Raw genomic sequence first — 15,859 nt, forward strand, 5'->3', positions numbered from 1 at the left:
GGCAAGCAGCACCGAGTATGATACAGTTTATTTATCATTATTTACCATTTGGTAAAGAGGCTTTTATTAAACTACATAAAGCGGGTGTAAATATGCTGAAAAAACTAACGGACCATGTTTATTACTTTCCTCATTCTGAAGAAACGGATCGGCCGGTGCTCGGGCTTATCTGCGGGGAGAAGTATAGTTTCATCGTAGATGCCGGGAATTCTCCTGCGCATGCATCATCATTTTTAGAAGAAGTGGAAAAAATGGGCGTCCCTCCAATCAAAGGAGTAGCTATTACGCATTGGCACTGGGATCATACATTTGGTATTCATGCAATGAATAAGTATACAATCAGCCATCATTTAACAAAGAAAAAGCTGGCCTATTTAAAGACACTGCGCTGGGACGATGATTCCTTGGATAAACGCGTCCAGGAGGGGGAGGAAATCGAGTTTTGCCGGGATATGATCAAGAAAGAAATGCCGAGTCGAGAGACGTTAATTTTACAGGAGCCGGACGTAACGTTTCATCATCATATGGAAGTTGACCTAGGTGGAATCACTTGTTGCATTCAGCATATTGGCGGAGTACACGCGCAGGACTCGTCCATTGTCTACATACCCCAAGAAAAAGTCCTGTTTTTAGGTGATTGTCTATGTCCAGATTTTTATAGCGGTGACTGGAGTTATGATAAAGAAGACTTTGAGCGGATTCAGAGAGAGCTTAAGAAATATGATGCGCAGTATTATCTCTCATCTCATTTTGACCCTGAAACTCCTGAGGAACTTTGGCAAGATTTAAACCAATTGAGTGCGATTGGAGAAATTGTAGGAAATGAAGTCGATTTAGAAAAAGCATGTTTTCAGTTTGAATGTGAAACGTATAAAAAACCAACAAATGAGCAAAAAGAGAGAATACAGTATTTTGTTAATGGAAATGTCAAACGCAAAAGCAGAGAACTGTTTTGATAGTTTATGCCTAATGATAAATAAGCCCGCCTGTTCATACTATGTTATGAGCAGGCGGGCTTATTCAATTGGTTGTGCAGTGATATAAGTTTTAAGTTATGATAGTAAAATAAATAACTTGACGAAATAAAGTTATAAAAATATAATAAGTTACATAAAGTAAGTTGATTAAAAAATGATACATTCAAAAGGAGAAATAATCATGAACTTTCACCGTGCACCTCATGTATTTGTTGGGAAAGTAAATTTAAAAGTAGAAAATTTAGAGCGTTCACTTGCTTTTTATCAGCAAATAATCGGGTTTAAACTTTTAGGGAGAAAAGAGAACAAAGCTCTGTTAACAGCTGATGGACGCACGGCGCTGTTATCGATTGAACAGCCGGAAAACGTTACAGCAAAACAGCCTCGTACAACAGGCTTATATCATTTTGCTCTATTGTTGCCGACTCGTTCTGATTTAGGAAGTATACTGCAGCATTTGTTAAATAGCGGTTATCCGCTTCAAGGGGCGTCTGATCATCTAGTGAGCGAAGCGCTGTACTTGGCAGATCCAGATGGAAACGGCATAGAGATTTATCGAGATCGTCCGTCAAGTACATGGGAATGGAATGACAGTGAAGTAGTAATGGCTACAAAACCTTTAGATGCAGAAGCGATATTAGCTGAAGGAAACGGTAAACCATGGACAGGATTACCTTCTGCTACCTTAATGGGACATATTCATCTTCACGTTTCTGAATTAGAGCAAACGGAAAACTTTTATCGAAATGGATTAGGTTTTGAGGTTGTGAGCAATTACCATAATCAAGCATTGTTTATTTCAACTGGGCGCTATCATCATCACATCGGACTAAACGTTTGGAATGGAATTGGAGCGCCTAGTCCTCTTGAAAGCAGCGTTGGTTTAGAGTCATTTACACTTGTTTTTCCAGCTGAAGAAGAAAGGGAGCAGGCAATAAATAAGCTTCGTGAAATCGGAGTAGCTGTGTCTAAAGAAAACCAAGATTTCATCACAAAAGATCCATCAGGCAATATAATTAGATTAGTCCTTTAACATAAAAGCTGCCGCAATTGGCAGCTTTTATTTATCGCAATGTTCGTCAAAATAGGAAAGAAATGTACACTTTTTTCTCAAATAGTAAGATGATAATGGCGAAAACGGTGTTATTTTCAGGGAAATAAACGAAGAGTCTTACGTTTAAAAAAGTTTGTAAACAAGCGGGCGTGGGAATAAAATACATATCAAGCATCATTTCTTATCGTTATTGAATTTTTATATAAAGTCTTTTCATATAAAACCTTGAAAGAAGGGAGCGGAAACCTGTGAGATATAAAGTGAAACATTGGCTTAGATTAACTTCAGACGAGCGCTATCTTGTATTGTTTGCTACTGCTGCTTTGCAAAAAGAAAAGCGATAAAAGAGTTGTTAATAGTAAGGAAAGTAGCTTTATATGCTAACGAAAAGGTAATAAAAGGCCTGAAAATAATATATTTATTTTCAGGCCTTTTATTGTTTTCAAACATTTTTTAAGTCAACTGTTGAGAGATAGCTTCAGCCGTTTGTTTGCCGTTTGTCATACACGCTGCAATGCCTACTCCATAGTAAGAACAGCCGGCTAATGTAATAGCGGGGTGCTTGTCATGCAATTTTTGAGTCAAGCTGCGTACAAGTTCACCGTGTTTAAGGTGATAGGTAGGCATCAATTTATCCCAATTGGTTACGTCGCTTTCAATAGGCTCCTCTTTGATTCCTAAGCTGTTTTCAATGTCCTTTTGTGCCACTGCTAGCAGCTCTTCTTTTGACATCGTCCGCAGGCTGTCAAAGTGGTGACTCGTACTTTTATAAAACAGGCGAACTAACAAATTCCCTCGCTTAGAAGTGTGAGCCCATTTTTTGCTCGTCCACGTGCAGGCATTGGCGATTAAGTTGCTTGATTGAGAGACAATAAATCCAGTGCCTTCAGCGGGAAGGTATTCGTCTGGAACGTCATAGCCGATGTATACGCTAATGAGAGAAGAATCTTTTAACTGCTCAAAGTCTTCGTTTAATTCGGGATCGTTCAACAGGTGCTGAGCAGCCGTGTGCGGTGTAGCTAACACCACATAATCTGCTGAATAGGCTTGCCCCGGCGTACTGATTTGGTAGCGTTCACCGTCCCGTTTTATGCTGGTAGTTGGCGTATCTTTTAAAATCGTTACATCAGAAAGCTCTTCTTCTAAGCGGTGAATAATCGTTGATAAACCTTGTTTAAACGAAATGAATTTTTTATTTCCTGCCGTTTTAAATTTTTTTTCATTGGCTCCCATTCCTTTGATGATGCTGCCGTACGTGTTTTTGTAGTCGAGCAGATACGGGAGAGTCGAAGAAATCGTAAGTTTGTCTAAATCCCCAGAGTAGACGCCGGATAAAATAGGTGCAATTTGCTTTTCTACTAGCTCTTCTCCTAAAAAATGTTTTAAAAAGAGTCCGATTGAGCTGTCTTTCGTAAACGTTGTATTTTTAGTGATTAAGTCTTTTAAAGCTGTAATTTTAGCTTTTGAAGAAATCAGCTCGCTTTTAAAAAGAGATTCCACGCTTGTTGGAATACCGAACATGGTATCTTCAGGAATTGGAAGCAGCTCATTAGCAGAGTAAATAAACGATTTGCCCGTTTCGTTATATACTAAATCGTTTGTTAAGTACAGCTCTTCTAGCAGAGGCATAACGTTTTCTTTTCGAGCTACAATAGAATCCGCCCCTGTTTCCATGATAAATTCCCCAGCTTCACGCGTATTGATTTTCCCTCCTAAATAGGCATGTTTCTCTAGTAATAATAATTTAACCGGGAGATTACGTTCTCGTTTTAGTTTCTGCAAATAGTACAGAGTGGTTAAGCCCGTAATTCCTCCTCCAATAACAGCGACCGTTTTCAAAATATTCACTCCTACATTTTCAACAATTAGTCTGTAATATACGAAAATCATACCACTATGACTAGGAAAAGTGTAATGAATTGATTGTGAACATAGTGTGTGCAAACACGAAAAGAAATATTGAAACTATACGATTAGATATTTTGAAATTACATAAAATAAAAGCTCATACACGTAGAGAAAATGACTGAGACGCAGCAGTGAAGAAAGGAGGAAGCATCATGCTCGGCGGTTTTATGGAAACGCTGAAAAAAGACTGGCTCGCTTTAGTATTAATAAGTGTTCTTATATGCGGTATTACCTTAAACGTACGAGCCGAAGAGAAGAGCGGACGAAGCGGATACATCGAACCAAAGCTAGTTTTTCCTGTGATCAGTGATGTTCATATTAAGGAAACAGGAACGCTTGATTTGCGTACTTTTCAACATGCATTAACGCAATTAAATGAACAGGCACCGAAACAAGATGCATTTGTAGTAGTAGGAGATTTGGCTGATACCGGCGCGTTAAAAGAATACGACCGCTTTTTTTCTATTTATAATCAAAATAAACAGCCGCAGGCCGTATCTCTTTTTACGATTGGTAATCATGAATACAGGGACAGCGTAACTAATCAGCAAGCGCAGCAGCGTTTTTTATCTAAAACTAAAATGAAAGCTCTTTATTTTCATCAAGTGATAAAAGGATATCATTTTATCATGCTTGGAACAGAAAGCCGTCTGACCGCCGGTGATTATTCAGTCAAACAAATTAACTGGCTTGCTGAACAGTTGAAGATAGCAAAGCGAGACGATCCTAAAAAACCGATTTTTGTCTTTATTCATCAGCCTATTAACAATACACTTTACGGGAAAAACAGATGGGGGATAGAAGTGAATGAAAAGCTTCTTTACAATACGTTAAAACCTTATCCGCAAGTCATTACATTTTCTGGTCATACCCACCATCCGTTGGACGATCCTCGTACTATTTTTCAAAGAGATTTTACATCTCTTGCAACGTCTTCTGTTCGGTATATATGGCCTGGTGCCGGATATTTACAAGGTGAACTTCCTCCTGGCTACCGAGATGTGAGTCAAGGTCTTCTTGTAGAGGTTTATAATCGAAAAGTAGTCGTTAAAAGGCGAGATTTTCACGCAAATAAGTGGACAGGAGAAGCGTGGGAAATTAACATACCTGCAGATGCAAAAAAGTTTCACTACACGAATGAACGAGATTTAGTAAAACCGATTTTTCTCCCAAGCTCTACTATTTCTGTTATACAAGAAAAAGCTTCATCGAATCAGCTGTATATCCAGTTTACGCAAGCAGTGGATAATCTGATGGTTCATTCTTATCGCATTACCGTCAAAAATAAACAAACTGGAGAAGTGGTCAAAACATATAATGCATTTTCTCAATACTACAGCGATCCTGTTCCGGATGTTCTAAGTCTTCCGTTATCAGGTTTACAGCCTCATACTGCGTATCAAATAGAAGTAGCGGCAGTGGATGCGTTTGACAATCAAAGCGACCAAAAATTAATCATTGAAGGCTCTACTAAATAGCTAAAAGAATCCTAATTTTTATTGATTCTTTTAGCTTTTTTTCATCTGTTTTTAATGTTATTTTCATTAGATTTTTAAGTGGAGTTGCTACACTGAAACTGTATTTAAAGTCATAATATGTAATTTTAATGAAAGTATCAAAAATCAAAAGGAGTTTGTATGAAAGGATCTTTTGTACGTTTTTTAGTAGTGGGACTGGTCAATACAGCAGTAGGTCTTTCCATTATGTATGTGCTGCTTCATATTTTTCATCATTACTGGGCAGCAACGTTTATCGGAAACGCAGCAGGAGCAGTCGTCAGCTACGTGTTAAATCGAATATTTACGTTTAAAAGCGGAGTTCATTTATCTACAAGCATACTGCGTTTTATTTTGGTTATCGGCGTTTGCTACGGCTTGTCTTACTATATTGGACTGCAGTTCTCCAGCTGGTTATTGCATCAACTTCCTGCTGCTGTGCGTCCGTTCAAAAAAGACGTCGGTATATTAATTGGAACAGGTCTGTATACACTTTTAAATTATACGGGTCAAAAATATTTTGTATTCAATACAAAAAAAGAAGCAGTCGTCGTACACGATTAGCTTCTAGCAATTATGAAATGGAAATAGGTGTTAACAGATGAAGAAAGAAACAGCTATGAATAAAGAAAAAACATTGCTTATTATCGCTTTCCTTTTGCTGCTTGCGTATGTATCTCCTATGTTTTTGCTCGGGGAAAATTCACATATACGCGTGCATGATAATTTAGACTCAAATATTACGTGGTATAAAGTTCTGCATCGAAGCGGAGAGCTGTTTGGCTCCAGTCATGCCGTATTACCTCAAATTATTAATGGATTGCCGAGGAATACGTTTGGAACAGAATTTAGCGGTATTCAGTGGCTGTATGGTTTATTTCCGACCATGCTTGCGTACAGTCTCAGCCAAACGATCACGCGCGTATTTGCTTTAATTGGAATGTACTTATTATTAAAAAAGCATTTTATTAAAAGTGAGGATGCTTATGCGATTCGAGTGCTTGTATCACTTGCTTTTGCACTTACGCCATTTTGGCCTTCGGGCATGCTGAGTACATTAGGACAGCCGCTGGCGCTGTGGGCGTTTTTAACCATTCGAAACCGCGAAGGAACGTGGAAGGAATGGCTTACTCTTTTATTACTTCCGTTTTACGCGAGCTTTGTTCTAGGATTTTTCTTCTTTTTAACGGCGATGGGAATGCTGTGGCTAAGAGATGCAGTTAAAAAACGAGTTTGGAATATTCCTTTTTTAAGCAGTATTGCAGCGATGACTGCTGTCTTTCTGCTCATTGAATACCGTCTTGTTGATTCTCTTTTATTTCCCGAGGCCCCGACGAGTCGAAATGAATTTTTAAGCTCTACTCTAAGTTTCGGACATTCCGTTCGCCTTGCTTTTAAGAACTATACGCTTGGACATACACATGTAATGACACTTCATACTTTTGTCATTTTGCCGCTTTCTTTTATTGTACTGTGGATTGTTGCTCGGAATCAGAAAGGAAAGCTTGAAAAAACGTTTTTGCAGTTATTTATTCTTAATCTCCTACTGTCGATTTGGTATGCGTTTTGGTTTTATAAAGGATGGGAGCCGTTAAAAGAAAAATATCAGCTTTTTAATACGTTTAACTTTGCTAGATTTCATTTTTTACGCCCGCTCATTATTTATTTGATGTTTGCAGTTGGCAGCTATGTTTTATGGAAACGGAGCAAGGCGTGGAAAAAGTTTGTGTGGGTGTGTTTGATTTTACAGCTGCTTGTGTTATTTATAGCGAACCCTGAGCTTTATTATCGCTACAATCACGAGCCGTCAGTCAAAGAATTTTATGCTGTCCATCAATTCGATGAAATCAGCAGATATATAGGGAAACCTAAATCATCTTATCGGGTAGCAAGCATTGGGCTTCATCCATCAATTGCTCAGTATAACGGCTTTTATACGCTCGATACGTATAACAACTTCTATCCGTTAACGTATAAACATGAGTTTCGCAAAATCATTGCCAAAGAGCTTGATAAAAATAAAAAGTTAGAAAGTTACTATGATCACTGGGGCAACCGCTGCTATGTGTTTGTTAGCGAGCTAGGGAAAAAATATGATTATCGAAAAGACTCAACGAAAAAAATCCGTCATTTGCAGCTTAATATCAGCCAATTTAAAAAAATGGGCGGTCGCTATATCTTTTCAGCTGTGCCAATCGAAAATGCTGAAAGTGACGGTTTGCACTTTTTAAAAGCGTTTAACGATAAACAGTCCGCTTGGAAAGTGTATGTATATGAAGCAAAGTAAGGGGGCAATAACATGAACAGACCTATTTTAACGATTGTTGTTCCATGTTACAACGAAGAAGAAGTATTCACAGAAACATCTTTTCAATTAACTACTGTAGTAAAAGAACTGATAAATGAACGTCTTGTATCAAGTGAAAGTACCATTTTATTTGTAGACGATGGAAGCAAAGACAGCACGTGGTCGCTTATTGAAAAAGAAAGCTGCAGCAATTTGTTTGTAAAAGGGTTGAAGCTAGCGCGGAATGTAGGACATCAAAATGCTTTGCTCGCAGGACTAGAAGCAGCCCATAAGCAATCTGACTGCGTCATTTCTATTGACGCAGATTTACAAGATGATATCAGCGTTATTCGTACTTTTATAGAGAAATATTGGCTCGGGTATGAAGTCGTATATGGTGTTCGAGACAGCAGAGAAACTGATACATTTTTTAAACGAACCACGGCAGTAGGGTTTTACCGTTTTATGAATAAGCTAGGAATTCAGCTCGTTCAAAATCACGCCGATTTTCGTCTCATGAGCAAACGTGCTCTTGGTGAACTTATGAAATATAAAGAAGGCAACGTCTTTTTACGAGGCCTTGTACCATTAGTAGGATTTCGCTCCACGGAAGTCACATATGACCGCAAAGAACGGACAGCGGGCGAATCAAAATATCCGTTAAAGAAAATGCTTGCTTTTGCATTTGATGGAATTACATCTTTTAGCGTAGCGCCGATACGCTTATTGACGCTGCTTGGAGGAGCTTCTTTTCTCTTTAGTATTGCGTTTGGTATTTATGCGCTGATTCAAAAATATTTAGATCATACGCAAATCGGCTGGACGTCTCTTATTTTATCAATTTGGCTTGTAGGCGGCTTGCAGCTAATGGGAATGGGTCTTGTCGGAGAATACATTGGCAAGATTTTTAACGAAGTGAAACAGCGTCCTAAATATGCGATTGAAAGAGATTTATATACAAAACACTCATTAGACAAACAAAAAGATTTGCTTATGCATTAATTTAAGAAGCTTCTCCTAAATGGAGAGGCTTTTTTTGTTAAAGCGTTTATCATAATTTTTGAGTGAACAGGAAATGCTACTACTAAAATTTCTAAGGAGATCAAAATCTATGAAAAGACTATTTTATACAGTCAGCACTTTTTGTTTTGTTTGGCTTGCTTTTGCAGCCATTCATGTCAGCGCTCTTTCGATTGAGAAGCTTCCAATGAAGAAATCATCTGAACAATGGTCGGTTGAACTGACAAAAGCGAGCATGACGGGAGATAATCAGCTAAAGTGGAAAAATAACGTCTATCATACATATGGATTAACCGTTGAAAACATTGGAAAAGACGTAGAGCGCGTGCAGGTCCAAGCTTTTCGGCACGAAGGAAAAAACAAGGCGAAATACAGCTTGTTTTCTCCTATTGAAAGGTCTAACTTAAGCAAAAGCGGTCAGCGTTTTCGCTACGCGAATTTTGCTGTTCCTGGAAAAGCGGCAAGTTTAGACATTATGATTAACTGGACGGACGAACGAGGCAATCATCAACAACATTTTGAATTTAAATAAAAGTCTTCGCTTAGGCGAAGACTTTTTTTGCAGGAATTTATCCTCGCATGTGGAAAACGAACACGAAAGGAGAGATCCATAATGATTGCAAAAGCTACTGAAGAAGAATTACAGGAAATTCGGATGAAATCTGCTGATGCGCTGTTTGAAGGAACGATGAAGCAGTTTCATCCGTCAGCTGAACGCGTAAATGAACTAGTTGGTAGTGCCTTTGAAAAAGGCTGTTATTATTTAGTTTCAAGACAAGAAAATAAACTCGCAGGCTGGGGTCTTATCGGCCCATCTACCGACTTCTTTTCAAAAGAAGAAATTGGCTTTATCTACGAATTATATGTTGTACCCGAATACCGCGGGCAAGGTTTAGCCAAGCCGTTAATGCAAAAAGCAATTGATGAATTGTCTATCAAAGGATACCCTGAAATCAGACTCAGCGTTCATGCTGGGAATTTTGCACAGCATGTGTATCGTGAACTTGGCTTTGTAAATAAACAAATATCAATGAGCTTCCAAGTGGCAAAACGTCCGTAACGTTGATGAATGTCAGCGAGTCCATAAAACATAAGATGTTATACATGCGATGAGGTTCGGTAATGAAAGTAAAAGTAAATAAGTAGCCCAAACAGCGCCTTTATCTAGTACTTCAACGGCTCCTCCAGCTGTATTGTCTGAGGAGGGGGGGGCTTCAAGCGCGTTCATAATCAAAGCCGCTGCTGCTAAAATAATCCCTCCAATACTTCCGGTTGTTTTGACAATTGCAATATGGAAAGTAGATGAAAAGGCAATGCTGAGAAGCAGCAGCAAGCTTCCCAAAAAAGCAGATAACATATATCGTTTCATGTGCTCACCATCCTTTATGAAAGCATACCATATTTTACTTCTTTTTTCTTTTTATTGAAAAGCTATTGACGTAACCTATAAAACATATTAGAATAGTCAGAAATAATTTAAAAACGAAATATTCTTATCTAGAGAGGTGGAGGGACTGGCCCTTTGAAACCTCAGCAACCACAATTATTGAATGGTGCTAATTCCAGCATAGCCTAGCTCTGACAGATAAGAAGAGGAATCTTTTTCTATGATGAAATCCTCTTCTTAGGAAGAAACATTTCGTATAGAAAAGGTGATGACATTGAATAATACACAAACGAATTTATGCATTAATGATTATTTAGATCTATACTTATTAGCAAAAGAAATAAAAGACGAAACGTGGCAGCAGGAAATTTTAGCCGCGCTAAAAACGCATCAAAATCGTTCATTTGAAGAAAAACAATCCGCCCTAGTTCAAGAGATATGGGAAGATTTTAAACAGTTAAATGAAGATATTTCTTTTACGTATCGCTTAATTCAAGAAGAGCCAACTAACGAACAATTTCAGGCTAACTTAAGGCACTTGAGAGAACGGCGGATTACGCTGAGCCGTGAGTTATATTTAGCTAAAAAACAGTATGTTGAACACACGCAATAAAAAGATCCGCTTGAGAAACAAGCGGTTTTTTTGCGTAAAAATGTTAGAATCGTTATATTTCGGGTAGTAAATAGATAAGACAAGCAAAGGAGGGATAGCAGTGGCCCAAGGTGTATTGTGTGAAGTGAATGAGTGCATGTATTGGAAATCCGGAAATAAATGCAGTGCAGAGTCCATTTACGTTGTGAGTCCTGAAAGTAGTCACCATGTTTCTGAAACGGAAGAACCTGGCTGTAAAACTTTTGAACCCGCGAGATAAATGCTAGTTTTTATAAAAAAGCATAAAATGAACGATGCGCTGACGGAATTGAGTCGGCGTTTTTCTATTTTTTTAAAATACTATTACTTAGGTGCAATAATAAATACATAGTAAAAAAGCAGTGCCTATGTCTAATTGTGCGTTTAAACAAAATGATAAGATAATTTTTTTGTTTTTCGACAAAAGAAAAGTGAGAGAAAGGTGATAGAATACAAATATACAGCCTAGCTGTCTTTTAGCACAAATTTATATGAAAGCGCTAACAAAAAAGGCTGTGTTCATCTCGTTTTGACAGATTGGAAAAAGGGGAGACGTTTATGCAGGGGAAAACTCAGGGGAAAGAATTGAAACGCGGGTTAGAAGAAAGACATGTGACGCTGATGTCCTTAGGAGCAGCCATAGGGGTAGGACTGTTTCTTGGATCTGCATCTGCTATTAAATTAGCAGGGCCAGGAATATTATTGGCGTACGGATTTAGCGGAATGATTATGTTTTTTATTATGAGAGCACTTGGAGAAATGGCGATTCAAAAACCTGTTGCAGGTTCATTCAGCAAGTACGCACGCGACTACTTAGGGCCGCTTGCTGGTTATTTAACAGGTTGGAACTACTGGTTTTTATGGGTTGTAACATGTATGGCTGAAATTACAGCCGTTGGTATTTATATGGGGTATTGGTATCCGGATGTACCAAACTGGATTTGGGCGTTATCGGCGCTTGTCATTATGACAACGGTTAACTTCTTAGCTGTTAAGGCATATGGTGAACTGGAATTTTGGTTTGCACTTATTAAAATTTTAGCGATTGTATTAATGATTGCCGTTGGATTATTAATGATTGTGTTCGGAATCGGCAACGGCGGCGTTGCGACTGGTATCAAAAACTTGTGGGACAACGGCGGACTGTTCCCGAACGGATTCAAAGGTATTTTGCTGTCGCTGCAAATGGTCATGTTTGCGTATTTAGGAATTGAAATGATCGGCGTTACCGCGGGAGAAGTGAAAAATCCCGAAAAATCTCTAGCAAGAGCGATTGATTCTGTCTTTTGGCGTATTCTGATTTTCTACGTCGGTGCGTTATTTGTCATTATGTCCATTTATCCGTGGCAAGAGATTGGTTCACAGGGAAGCCCGTTTGTATTAACATTTGAAAAAATCGGCATTCCAGCGGCGGCTGGTATCATTAACTTTGTTGTACTAACAGCAGCTCTTTCTTCTTGTAACAGCGGTATTTTTAGTACAGGCCGTATGCTGTTTAACTTAGCAGAACACGGAGAAGCACCAAAAGGATACGGTCAGCTTACAAAGGGCGGCGTACCGGGAAAAGCTGTTTTGGCATCAGCAGGTGCGCTATTAGTCGGAGTAGCGTTAAACTACATTGTGCCTGCCAAAGTATTTACGTGGGTAACAAGTATTGCAACATTCGGTGCGATTTGGACATGGGGAATTATTTTGCTTTCTCAAATTAAATATCGCAAAACGTTAAAAACAGGTGAAGAGGCAAAGCTGAAATATAAAATGCCTTTATTTCCGTTAACATCTTATGTGTCACTTGCGTTCCTAGCGCTGGTAGTGGTTCTCATGGCATATAATCCAGATACAAGAATTGCAGTTGTCATCGGACCATTATGGTTTATCGGTCTTATTATCGCGTACTACGCAAAAGGATTTCATAAACGAAGTCAAAGTTCAGCTGCAGCTGAGCAAAAGCTAGTGAAATAACAGAAAAGACCTCTTTCTTGGAAAGAGGTCTTTTTTTATTAGTTTATGTGTGAATGATTAGTTTATTTTAAGGGATCATTGGTACGGATAAATAATGTAGAAAATATTCTATTTATTCTGTACTATTTAGTTAGAGAATTCGTTAATGATTAAACGGTAATTGAAAGTGGATGAGTATGTTAGTTTTATGCTTTTTAACGCCACACAGTGCATCGAAAAGTTGGGAGGACATATGCAGAAATGATTGAAACATTTAGTGAAAAAGACATAAAAGGTTTGCTGCTGTTATCGCAGCTGGAAAAATGGGATTATAGTGAAGCAGATTTACATACGATTTTTTCATCTGGAGACGTATTTGGTCATAGAAATGAGAACGGAGACATCGTATCAAGTGTGGCCGTAATTTCGTACAAAAATCAGTCAGCTTTTATAGGAATGGTGATTGTGAGAAAAGATTACCGAAAACAAGGGTTAGCCGGGCAGCTCATGAAGCATTGTCTGCAAGTTCTTTCCCCTGAGATGAATGCCTACTTAATTGCGACAAAAGAAGGTGAGCACTTATATCAAACAGCAGGGTTTAAAACCGTGGACTATGTAAGTAAATATATAAGCAGTGAATACACACCAAGAGCATTTAAAGTTTCAGGATTGTATACACGACCCTTAAAGAGAAGTGACTTCAAAGGGATTGTAAAGCTTGATGAAGCAGCATTTGGAGATAATAGAAAGCTATTTTTAAAAAGTAGAATTCAGCAAGCTGAAAAAGCAGTTGTCTTACAAAACGAACAAAATAAAATGACGGGCTATGGTTTAGCGGTTCGTACGCCGAGCAATATCGTGATTGGTCCCGTAGTTGCTCCAAACGCTGAAGCAGCGATGCTAGTCATTGATGAACTAGCGAAGAATTACAAAGAAAAGCTGAGAATTGACCTGTCTTCTCATGAGGAAACGTTAAAGAAACTTGTGGAAAATCACGGATTTCAGCTTCAAAATGAGCCTCCTGTTATGGCGTATGGTGTCAATCCTCTCCCTGCTAGACAGGGCAATCTTTTTGCTATAGCAGCTCAGGCGTTTGGATAAAAAGAAAGGAGAAGCTCCTTTCTTCGCGTCTACCGAATTCTATCAATTTTAAATCCATTATCAATGTGATGAAAGCCGGCTTTTGGATAGTAGTTCATAGCAGAAGGAGCGGAAAGTAAAATCAGCGCGGTTTCTTCGCCGATTTCTGATTGAACGTGTTTGATGAGCTGTGTACCGATTCCTTGCTTTTGATAGTCTTTTACAACAGCTAAATCCGATAAATAGCAGCAGTAGCTAAAATCTGTTAACGCTCTGGCTATGCCAATGAGTTCGCTGCCGTTCCAAGCGGTAATAGTAAGAGAAGCATGATCGAGCATTCTTTGAATGCGATCAAGATCTTGTACAGGACGTTTAATACCGGAATGTACAAATACTTCAGCAGCTTGTTCCGCACGGATTAAGACGTTGGTTTTATAAATAATGGTCATTGCGTCATCTCCTTGATTTATAAGATATAGTCTAGTATATGAAGAACCTGAACTGAGAGTAAGTGTCAGAAACAGCGAATTTAATAGTATCAGTTAGAAAGGAAAAAACACTATGTTAGAGCTAATGCCTTTGCTTGATAAAAGAAAAACAGATCCCTTATACATGCAGCTTTATATCTACATAAAAAAACAAATTCAAAAAGGTACCATTCCGCCTCATGAAAAATTGCCTTCCAAACGAAAGCTAGCTCTTCATTTAAGCATTAGCCAAAATACGGTTGAAGCAGCTTATATACAGTTAGAAGCTGAAGGCTATATCGAGATACTAGCCAGGAAAGGAGCATTTGTAAAAGAGATAAAAAATGAAGTCGTGCTTCAAAAACAGCCTCCCGCCTATGTCTCTTTCCCGCAAGAAGAACGGAAATCGACTGCTATTGATTTTAGCCACGGAAAGATAGATGTGGAGAAATTTCCGTATAATACATGGAAAAAACTAACGGTGCAAGCTATTTATCATGGTGAAAGCCAGCTTTTTTACAGCGGACATCCACAGGGCGAACTGCTTCTTCGCCAAGAAATTGCAGCATACCTTTACCACTCAAGAGGAGTGCGTTGCACAGCGGAGCAAATTGTGATAGGTGCAGGTACGCAGTATCTTATGTGGCTGCTTTCTGTCACGTTGGGGAAAGAAAAAATAATTGGGTTTGAAAATCCGGGTTTTCACCGGACGAGGCACGTTTTTCAAAAGCAAGGTATGTCAGTGATCCCTGTTTCTCTTGATGATTCTGGCTTGAAAGTGAAGGAACTGAAAGAAAGCGGAGCGGATGCCGTATACATTACGCCGTCTCATCAATTTCCCATTGGTATGGTCATGCCGATAGCAAGAAGACTTGAACTACTAGAGTGGGCGGCAGAAACGAATGGCTATATTATAGAAGATGACTATGACGGGGAATTTCGCTATAAAGGAAAACCCATTCCCGCACTTCAAGGATTAGATCAAGACGATCGCGTTATTTATACGGGAACGTTTTCAAAGTCTTTGATGCCTTCTCTTCGAATAAGCTATGCCGTGCTGCCACACCGGCTTCGTCCAAGCTATGTAAAGCACTGTGAACTTTTTAAACAGCCTGTTTCAAGACTTCATCAGCATACGCTTTTTCTGTTTATGAAAGAAGGACACTGGGAACGTCACTTGAATAAAATGAGAACAGCATACCGCAAAAAACAAGCGCTGCTGCTAGATTGCTTGACTACTACTATGGGAGAACGTGTAGATGTTATTGGAGAACATTCTGGGTTGCATATTCTTCTTAAGGTGAAAAACGGAATGAATGAACAGAAACTAATTGAAGCAGCTGCCAAGCAAGGGGTATCAATTTATCCAACGTCTATTTATTATCATAGTGCCGGTGGCAACAACACGCCTTATGTATTGCTTGGATTTGCCGGACTGTCTGATGAAGAGATAAAAACGGGCATAGATTCGCTGTTTAAAGCTTGGTTCGTCCAATAAGAAGTGAAATTAAAGAGTTCTTTAAACAAAAAGACTTTAAACGGTCTATTTTAGCGAGAGAAATAGATAAAAACCAGCGCGTTTGATTACACAGACTGCGCTGGTTTTTTGTC

The 15,859-nt window shown here is 38.8% G+C and carries 16 protein-coding genes and 1 riboswitch; of the genes, 13 read left to right on the top strand and 3 right to left on the bottom strand.

The genetic code is table 11. From position 1 onward, the window contains the following. Nucleotides 1-17: 17 nt before the first annotated feature. The gene (locus tag AC1DEF_RS04655; protein WP_043978291.1) at nucleotides 18-956 is read left to right on the top strand and encodes an MBL fold metallo-hydrolase; all 939 of its coding nucleotides are present in this window, start codon (nucleotides 18-20) and stop codon (nucleotides 954-956) included. Nucleotides 957-1,158: 202 nt separating this feature from the next. Continuing rightward, the gene (locus tag AC1DEF_RS04660; protein ID WP_097824434.1) at nucleotides 1,159-2,010 is read left to right on the top strand and encodes a VOC family protein; all 852 of its coding nucleotides are present in this window, start codon (nucleotides 1,159-1,161) and stop codon (nucleotides 2,008-2,010) included. A gap of 474 nt (nucleotides 2,011-2,484) precedes the next feature. On the opposite strand, the gene AC1DEF_RS04665 is transcribed toward AC1DEF_RS04660, so the two are convergent. Then, complete coding sequence (locus AC1DEF_RS04665; RefSeq protein ID WP_097824433.1) at nucleotides 2,485-3,870, bottom strand: protoporphyrinogen oxidase; 1,386 nt, start codon at nucleotides 3,868-3,870, stop codon at nucleotides 2,485-2,487. A 221-nt stretch (nucleotides 3,871-4,091) separates the two neighbouring features. On the opposite strand from AC1DEF_RS04665, the gene AC1DEF_RS04670 reads away from it, so the two are divergent. The 6 genes from AC1DEF_RS04670 to AC1DEF_RS04695 all read left to right on the top strand — a co-directional run bounded on the left by AC1DEF_RS04670 (nucleotide 4,092) and on the right by AC1DEF_RS04695 (nucleotide 9,802). Further along, entirely contained in the window at nucleotides 4,092-5,417 is a 1,326-nt protein-coding gene (locus AC1DEF_RS04670) for a metallophosphoesterase (protein WP_097824432.1), read from the top strand. A gap of 159 nt (nucleotides 5,418-5,576) precedes the next feature. After that, nucleotides 5,577-5,999 (top strand): GtrA family protein, encoded by a 423-nt coding sequence (locus tag AC1DEF_RS04675; RefSeq protein ID WP_013084632.1) that lies wholly within the window; start codon nucleotides 5,577-5,579, stop codon nucleotides 5,997-5,999. A gap of 37 nt (nucleotides 6,000-6,036) precedes the next feature. Then, complete coding sequence (locus AC1DEF_RS04680; RefSeq protein WP_097824431.1) at nucleotides 6,037-7,722, top strand: DUF6044 family protein; 1,686 nt, start codon at nucleotides 6,037-6,039, stop codon at nucleotides 7,720-7,722. 12 nt (nucleotides 7,723-7,734) lie between these two features. Beyond that, on the top strand, nucleotides 7,735-8,724 hold the full coding sequence (locus AC1DEF_RS04685) for a glycosyltransferase family 2 protein (protein WP_043978303.1): 990 nt from the start codon (nucleotides 7,735-7,737) through the stop codon (nucleotides 8,722-8,724). A gap of 109 nt (nucleotides 8,725-8,833) precedes the next feature. After that, nucleotides 8,834-9,274, top strand: coding sequence for a hypothetical protein (locus AC1DEF_RS04690; RefSeq protein WP_097824430.1), 441 nt, complete (start codon nucleotides 8,834-8,836; stop codon nucleotides 9,272-9,274). 81 nt (nucleotides 9,275-9,355) lie between these two features. Further along, a complete protein-coding gene (locus AC1DEF_RS04695; protein ID WP_477727306.1) occupies nucleotides 9,356-9,802 on the top strand; it encodes a GNAT family N-acetyltransferase in 447 nt (148 codons plus the stop codon). Nucleotides 9,803-9,814: 12 nt separating this feature from the next. Here AC1DEF_RS04695 and AC1DEF_RS04700 read toward each other — a convergent pair whose 3' ends face one another. Further along, nucleotides 9,815-10,111: a hypothetical protein gene (locus AC1DEF_RS04700; protein WP_043978310.1), complete on the bottom strand. Its 297-nt coding sequence runs from the start codon at nucleotides 10,109-10,111 to the stop codon at nucleotides 9,815-9,817. A 121-nt stretch (nucleotides 10,112-10,232) separates the two neighbouring features. Next, nucleotides 10,233-10,334, top strand: a riboswitch (SAM riboswitch). 63 nt (nucleotides 10,335-10,397) lie between these two features. Here AC1DEF_RS04700 and AC1DEF_RS04705 point away from each other — a divergent pair. The 4 genes from AC1DEF_RS04705 to AC1DEF_RS04720 all read left to right on the top strand — a co-directional run bounded on the left by AC1DEF_RS04705 (nucleotide 10,398) and on the right by AC1DEF_RS04720 (nucleotide 13,802). Next, nucleotides 10,398-10,742 (top strand): hypothetical protein, encoded by a 345-nt coding sequence (locus tag AC1DEF_RS04705; protein WP_237074190.1) that lies wholly within the window; start codon nucleotides 10,398-10,400, stop codon nucleotides 10,740-10,742. Between the two features lie 100 nt (nucleotides 10,743-10,842). Beyond that, nucleotides 10,843-11,001, top strand: a complete 159-nt coding sequence (locus tag AC1DEF_RS04710; protein WP_016765258.1) for a DUF1540 domain-containing protein — start codon at nucleotides 10,843-10,845, stop codon at nucleotides 10,999-11,001. 317 nt (nucleotides 11,002-11,318) lie between these two features. After that, complete coding sequence (alaP, locus tag AC1DEF_RS04715; protein WP_028410948.1) at nucleotides 11,319-12,722, top strand: alanine permease AlaP; 1,404 nt, start codon at nucleotides 11,319-11,321, stop codon at nucleotides 12,720-12,722. A 240-nt stretch (nucleotides 12,723-12,962) separates the two neighbouring features. Next, the gene (locus tag AC1DEF_RS04720; RefSeq protein ID WP_097824428.1) at nucleotides 12,963-13,802 is read left to right on the top strand and encodes a GNAT family N-acetyltransferase; all 840 of its coding nucleotides are present in this window, start codon (nucleotides 12,963-12,965) and stop codon (nucleotides 13,800-13,802) included. Between the two features lie 29 nt (nucleotides 13,803-13,831). Here AC1DEF_RS04720 and AC1DEF_RS04725 read toward each other — a convergent pair whose 3' ends face one another. Next, nucleotides 13,832-14,230 carry a GNAT family N-acetyltransferase gene (locus AC1DEF_RS04725; protein ID WP_097824427.1) on the bottom strand — a complete coding sequence of 133 codons (399 nt, stop codon included), beginning with the start codon at nucleotides 14,228-14,230 and terminating at the stop codon, nucleotides 13,832-13,834. A gap of 112 nt (nucleotides 14,231-14,342) precedes the next feature. Here AC1DEF_RS04725 and pdxR point away from each other — a divergent pair, with 112 nt between their 5' ends. Next, complete coding sequence (gene pdxR / locus AC1DEF_RS04730) at nucleotides 14,343-15,746, top strand: MocR-like pyridoxine biosynthesis transcription factor PdxR (protein WP_097824426.1); 1,404 nt, start codon at nucleotides 14,343-14,345, stop codon at nucleotides 15,744-15,746. Nucleotides 15,747-15,859: the final 113 nt, after the last annotated feature.

It is taken from the genome of Priestia sp. 10L35, assembly GCF_056395685.1.

What these genes read in the sequence shown, in the direction of transcription:
- AC1DEF_RS04655 (WP_043978291.1), top strand. Translation starts at nt 18, where the DNA reads ATGATACAGTTTATTTATCATTATTTACCATTTGGTAAAGAGGCTTTT.
- AC1DEF_RS04660 (WP_097824434.1), top strand. Translation starts at nt 1,159, where the DNA reads ATGAACTTTCACCGTGCACCTCATGTATTTGTTGGGAAAGTAAATTTA.
- AC1DEF_RS04670 (WP_097824432.1), top strand. Translation starts at nt 4,092, where the DNA reads ATGCTCGGCGGTTTTATGGAAACGCTGAAAAAAGACTGGCTCGCTTTA.
- AC1DEF_RS04675 (WP_013084632.1), top strand. Translation starts at nt 5,577, where the DNA reads ATGAAAGGATCTTTTGTACGTTTTTTAGTAGTGGGACTGGTCAATACA.
- AC1DEF_RS04680 (WP_097824431.1), top strand. Translation starts at nt 6,037, where the DNA reads ATGAAGAAAGAAACAGCTATGAATAAAGAAAAAACATTGCTTATTATC.
- AC1DEF_RS04685 (WP_043978303.1), top strand. Translation starts at nt 7,735, where the DNA reads ATGAACAGACCTATTTTAACGATTGTTGTTCCATGTTACAACGAAGAA.
- AC1DEF_RS04690 (WP_097824430.1), top strand. Translation starts at nt 8,834, where the DNA reads ATGAAAAGACTATTTTATACAGTCAGCACTTTTTGTTTTGTTTGGCTT.
- AC1DEF_RS04695 (WP_477727306.1), top strand. Translation starts at nt 9,356, where the DNA reads ATGATTGCAAAAGCTACTGAAGAAGAATTACAGGAAATTCGGATGAAA.
- AC1DEF_RS04700 (WP_043978310.1), bottom strand. Translation starts at nt 10,111, where the DNA reads ATGAAACGATATATGTTATCTGCTTTTTTGGGAAGCTTGCTGCTGCTT.
- AC1DEF_RS04705 (WP_237074190.1), top strand. Translation starts at nt 10,398, where the DNA reads ATGACATTGAATAATACACAAACGAATTTATGCATTAATGATTATTTA.
- alaP (WP_028410948.1), top strand. Translation starts at nt 11,319, where the DNA reads ATGCAGGGGAAAACTCAGGGGAAAGAATTGAAACGCGGGTTAGAAGAA.
- AC1DEF_RS04720 (WP_097824428.1), top strand. Translation starts at nt 12,963, where the DNA reads ATGATTGAAACATTTAGTGAAAAAGACATAAAAGGTTTGCTGCTGTTA.
- AC1DEF_RS04725 (WP_097824427.1), bottom strand. Translation starts at nt 14,230, where the DNA reads ATGACCATTATTTATAAAACCAACGTCTTAATCCGTGCGGAACAAGCT.
- pdxR (WP_097824426.1), top strand. Translation starts at nt 14,343, where the DNA reads ATGTTAGAGCTAATGCCTTTGCTTGATAAAAGAAAAACAGATCCCTTA.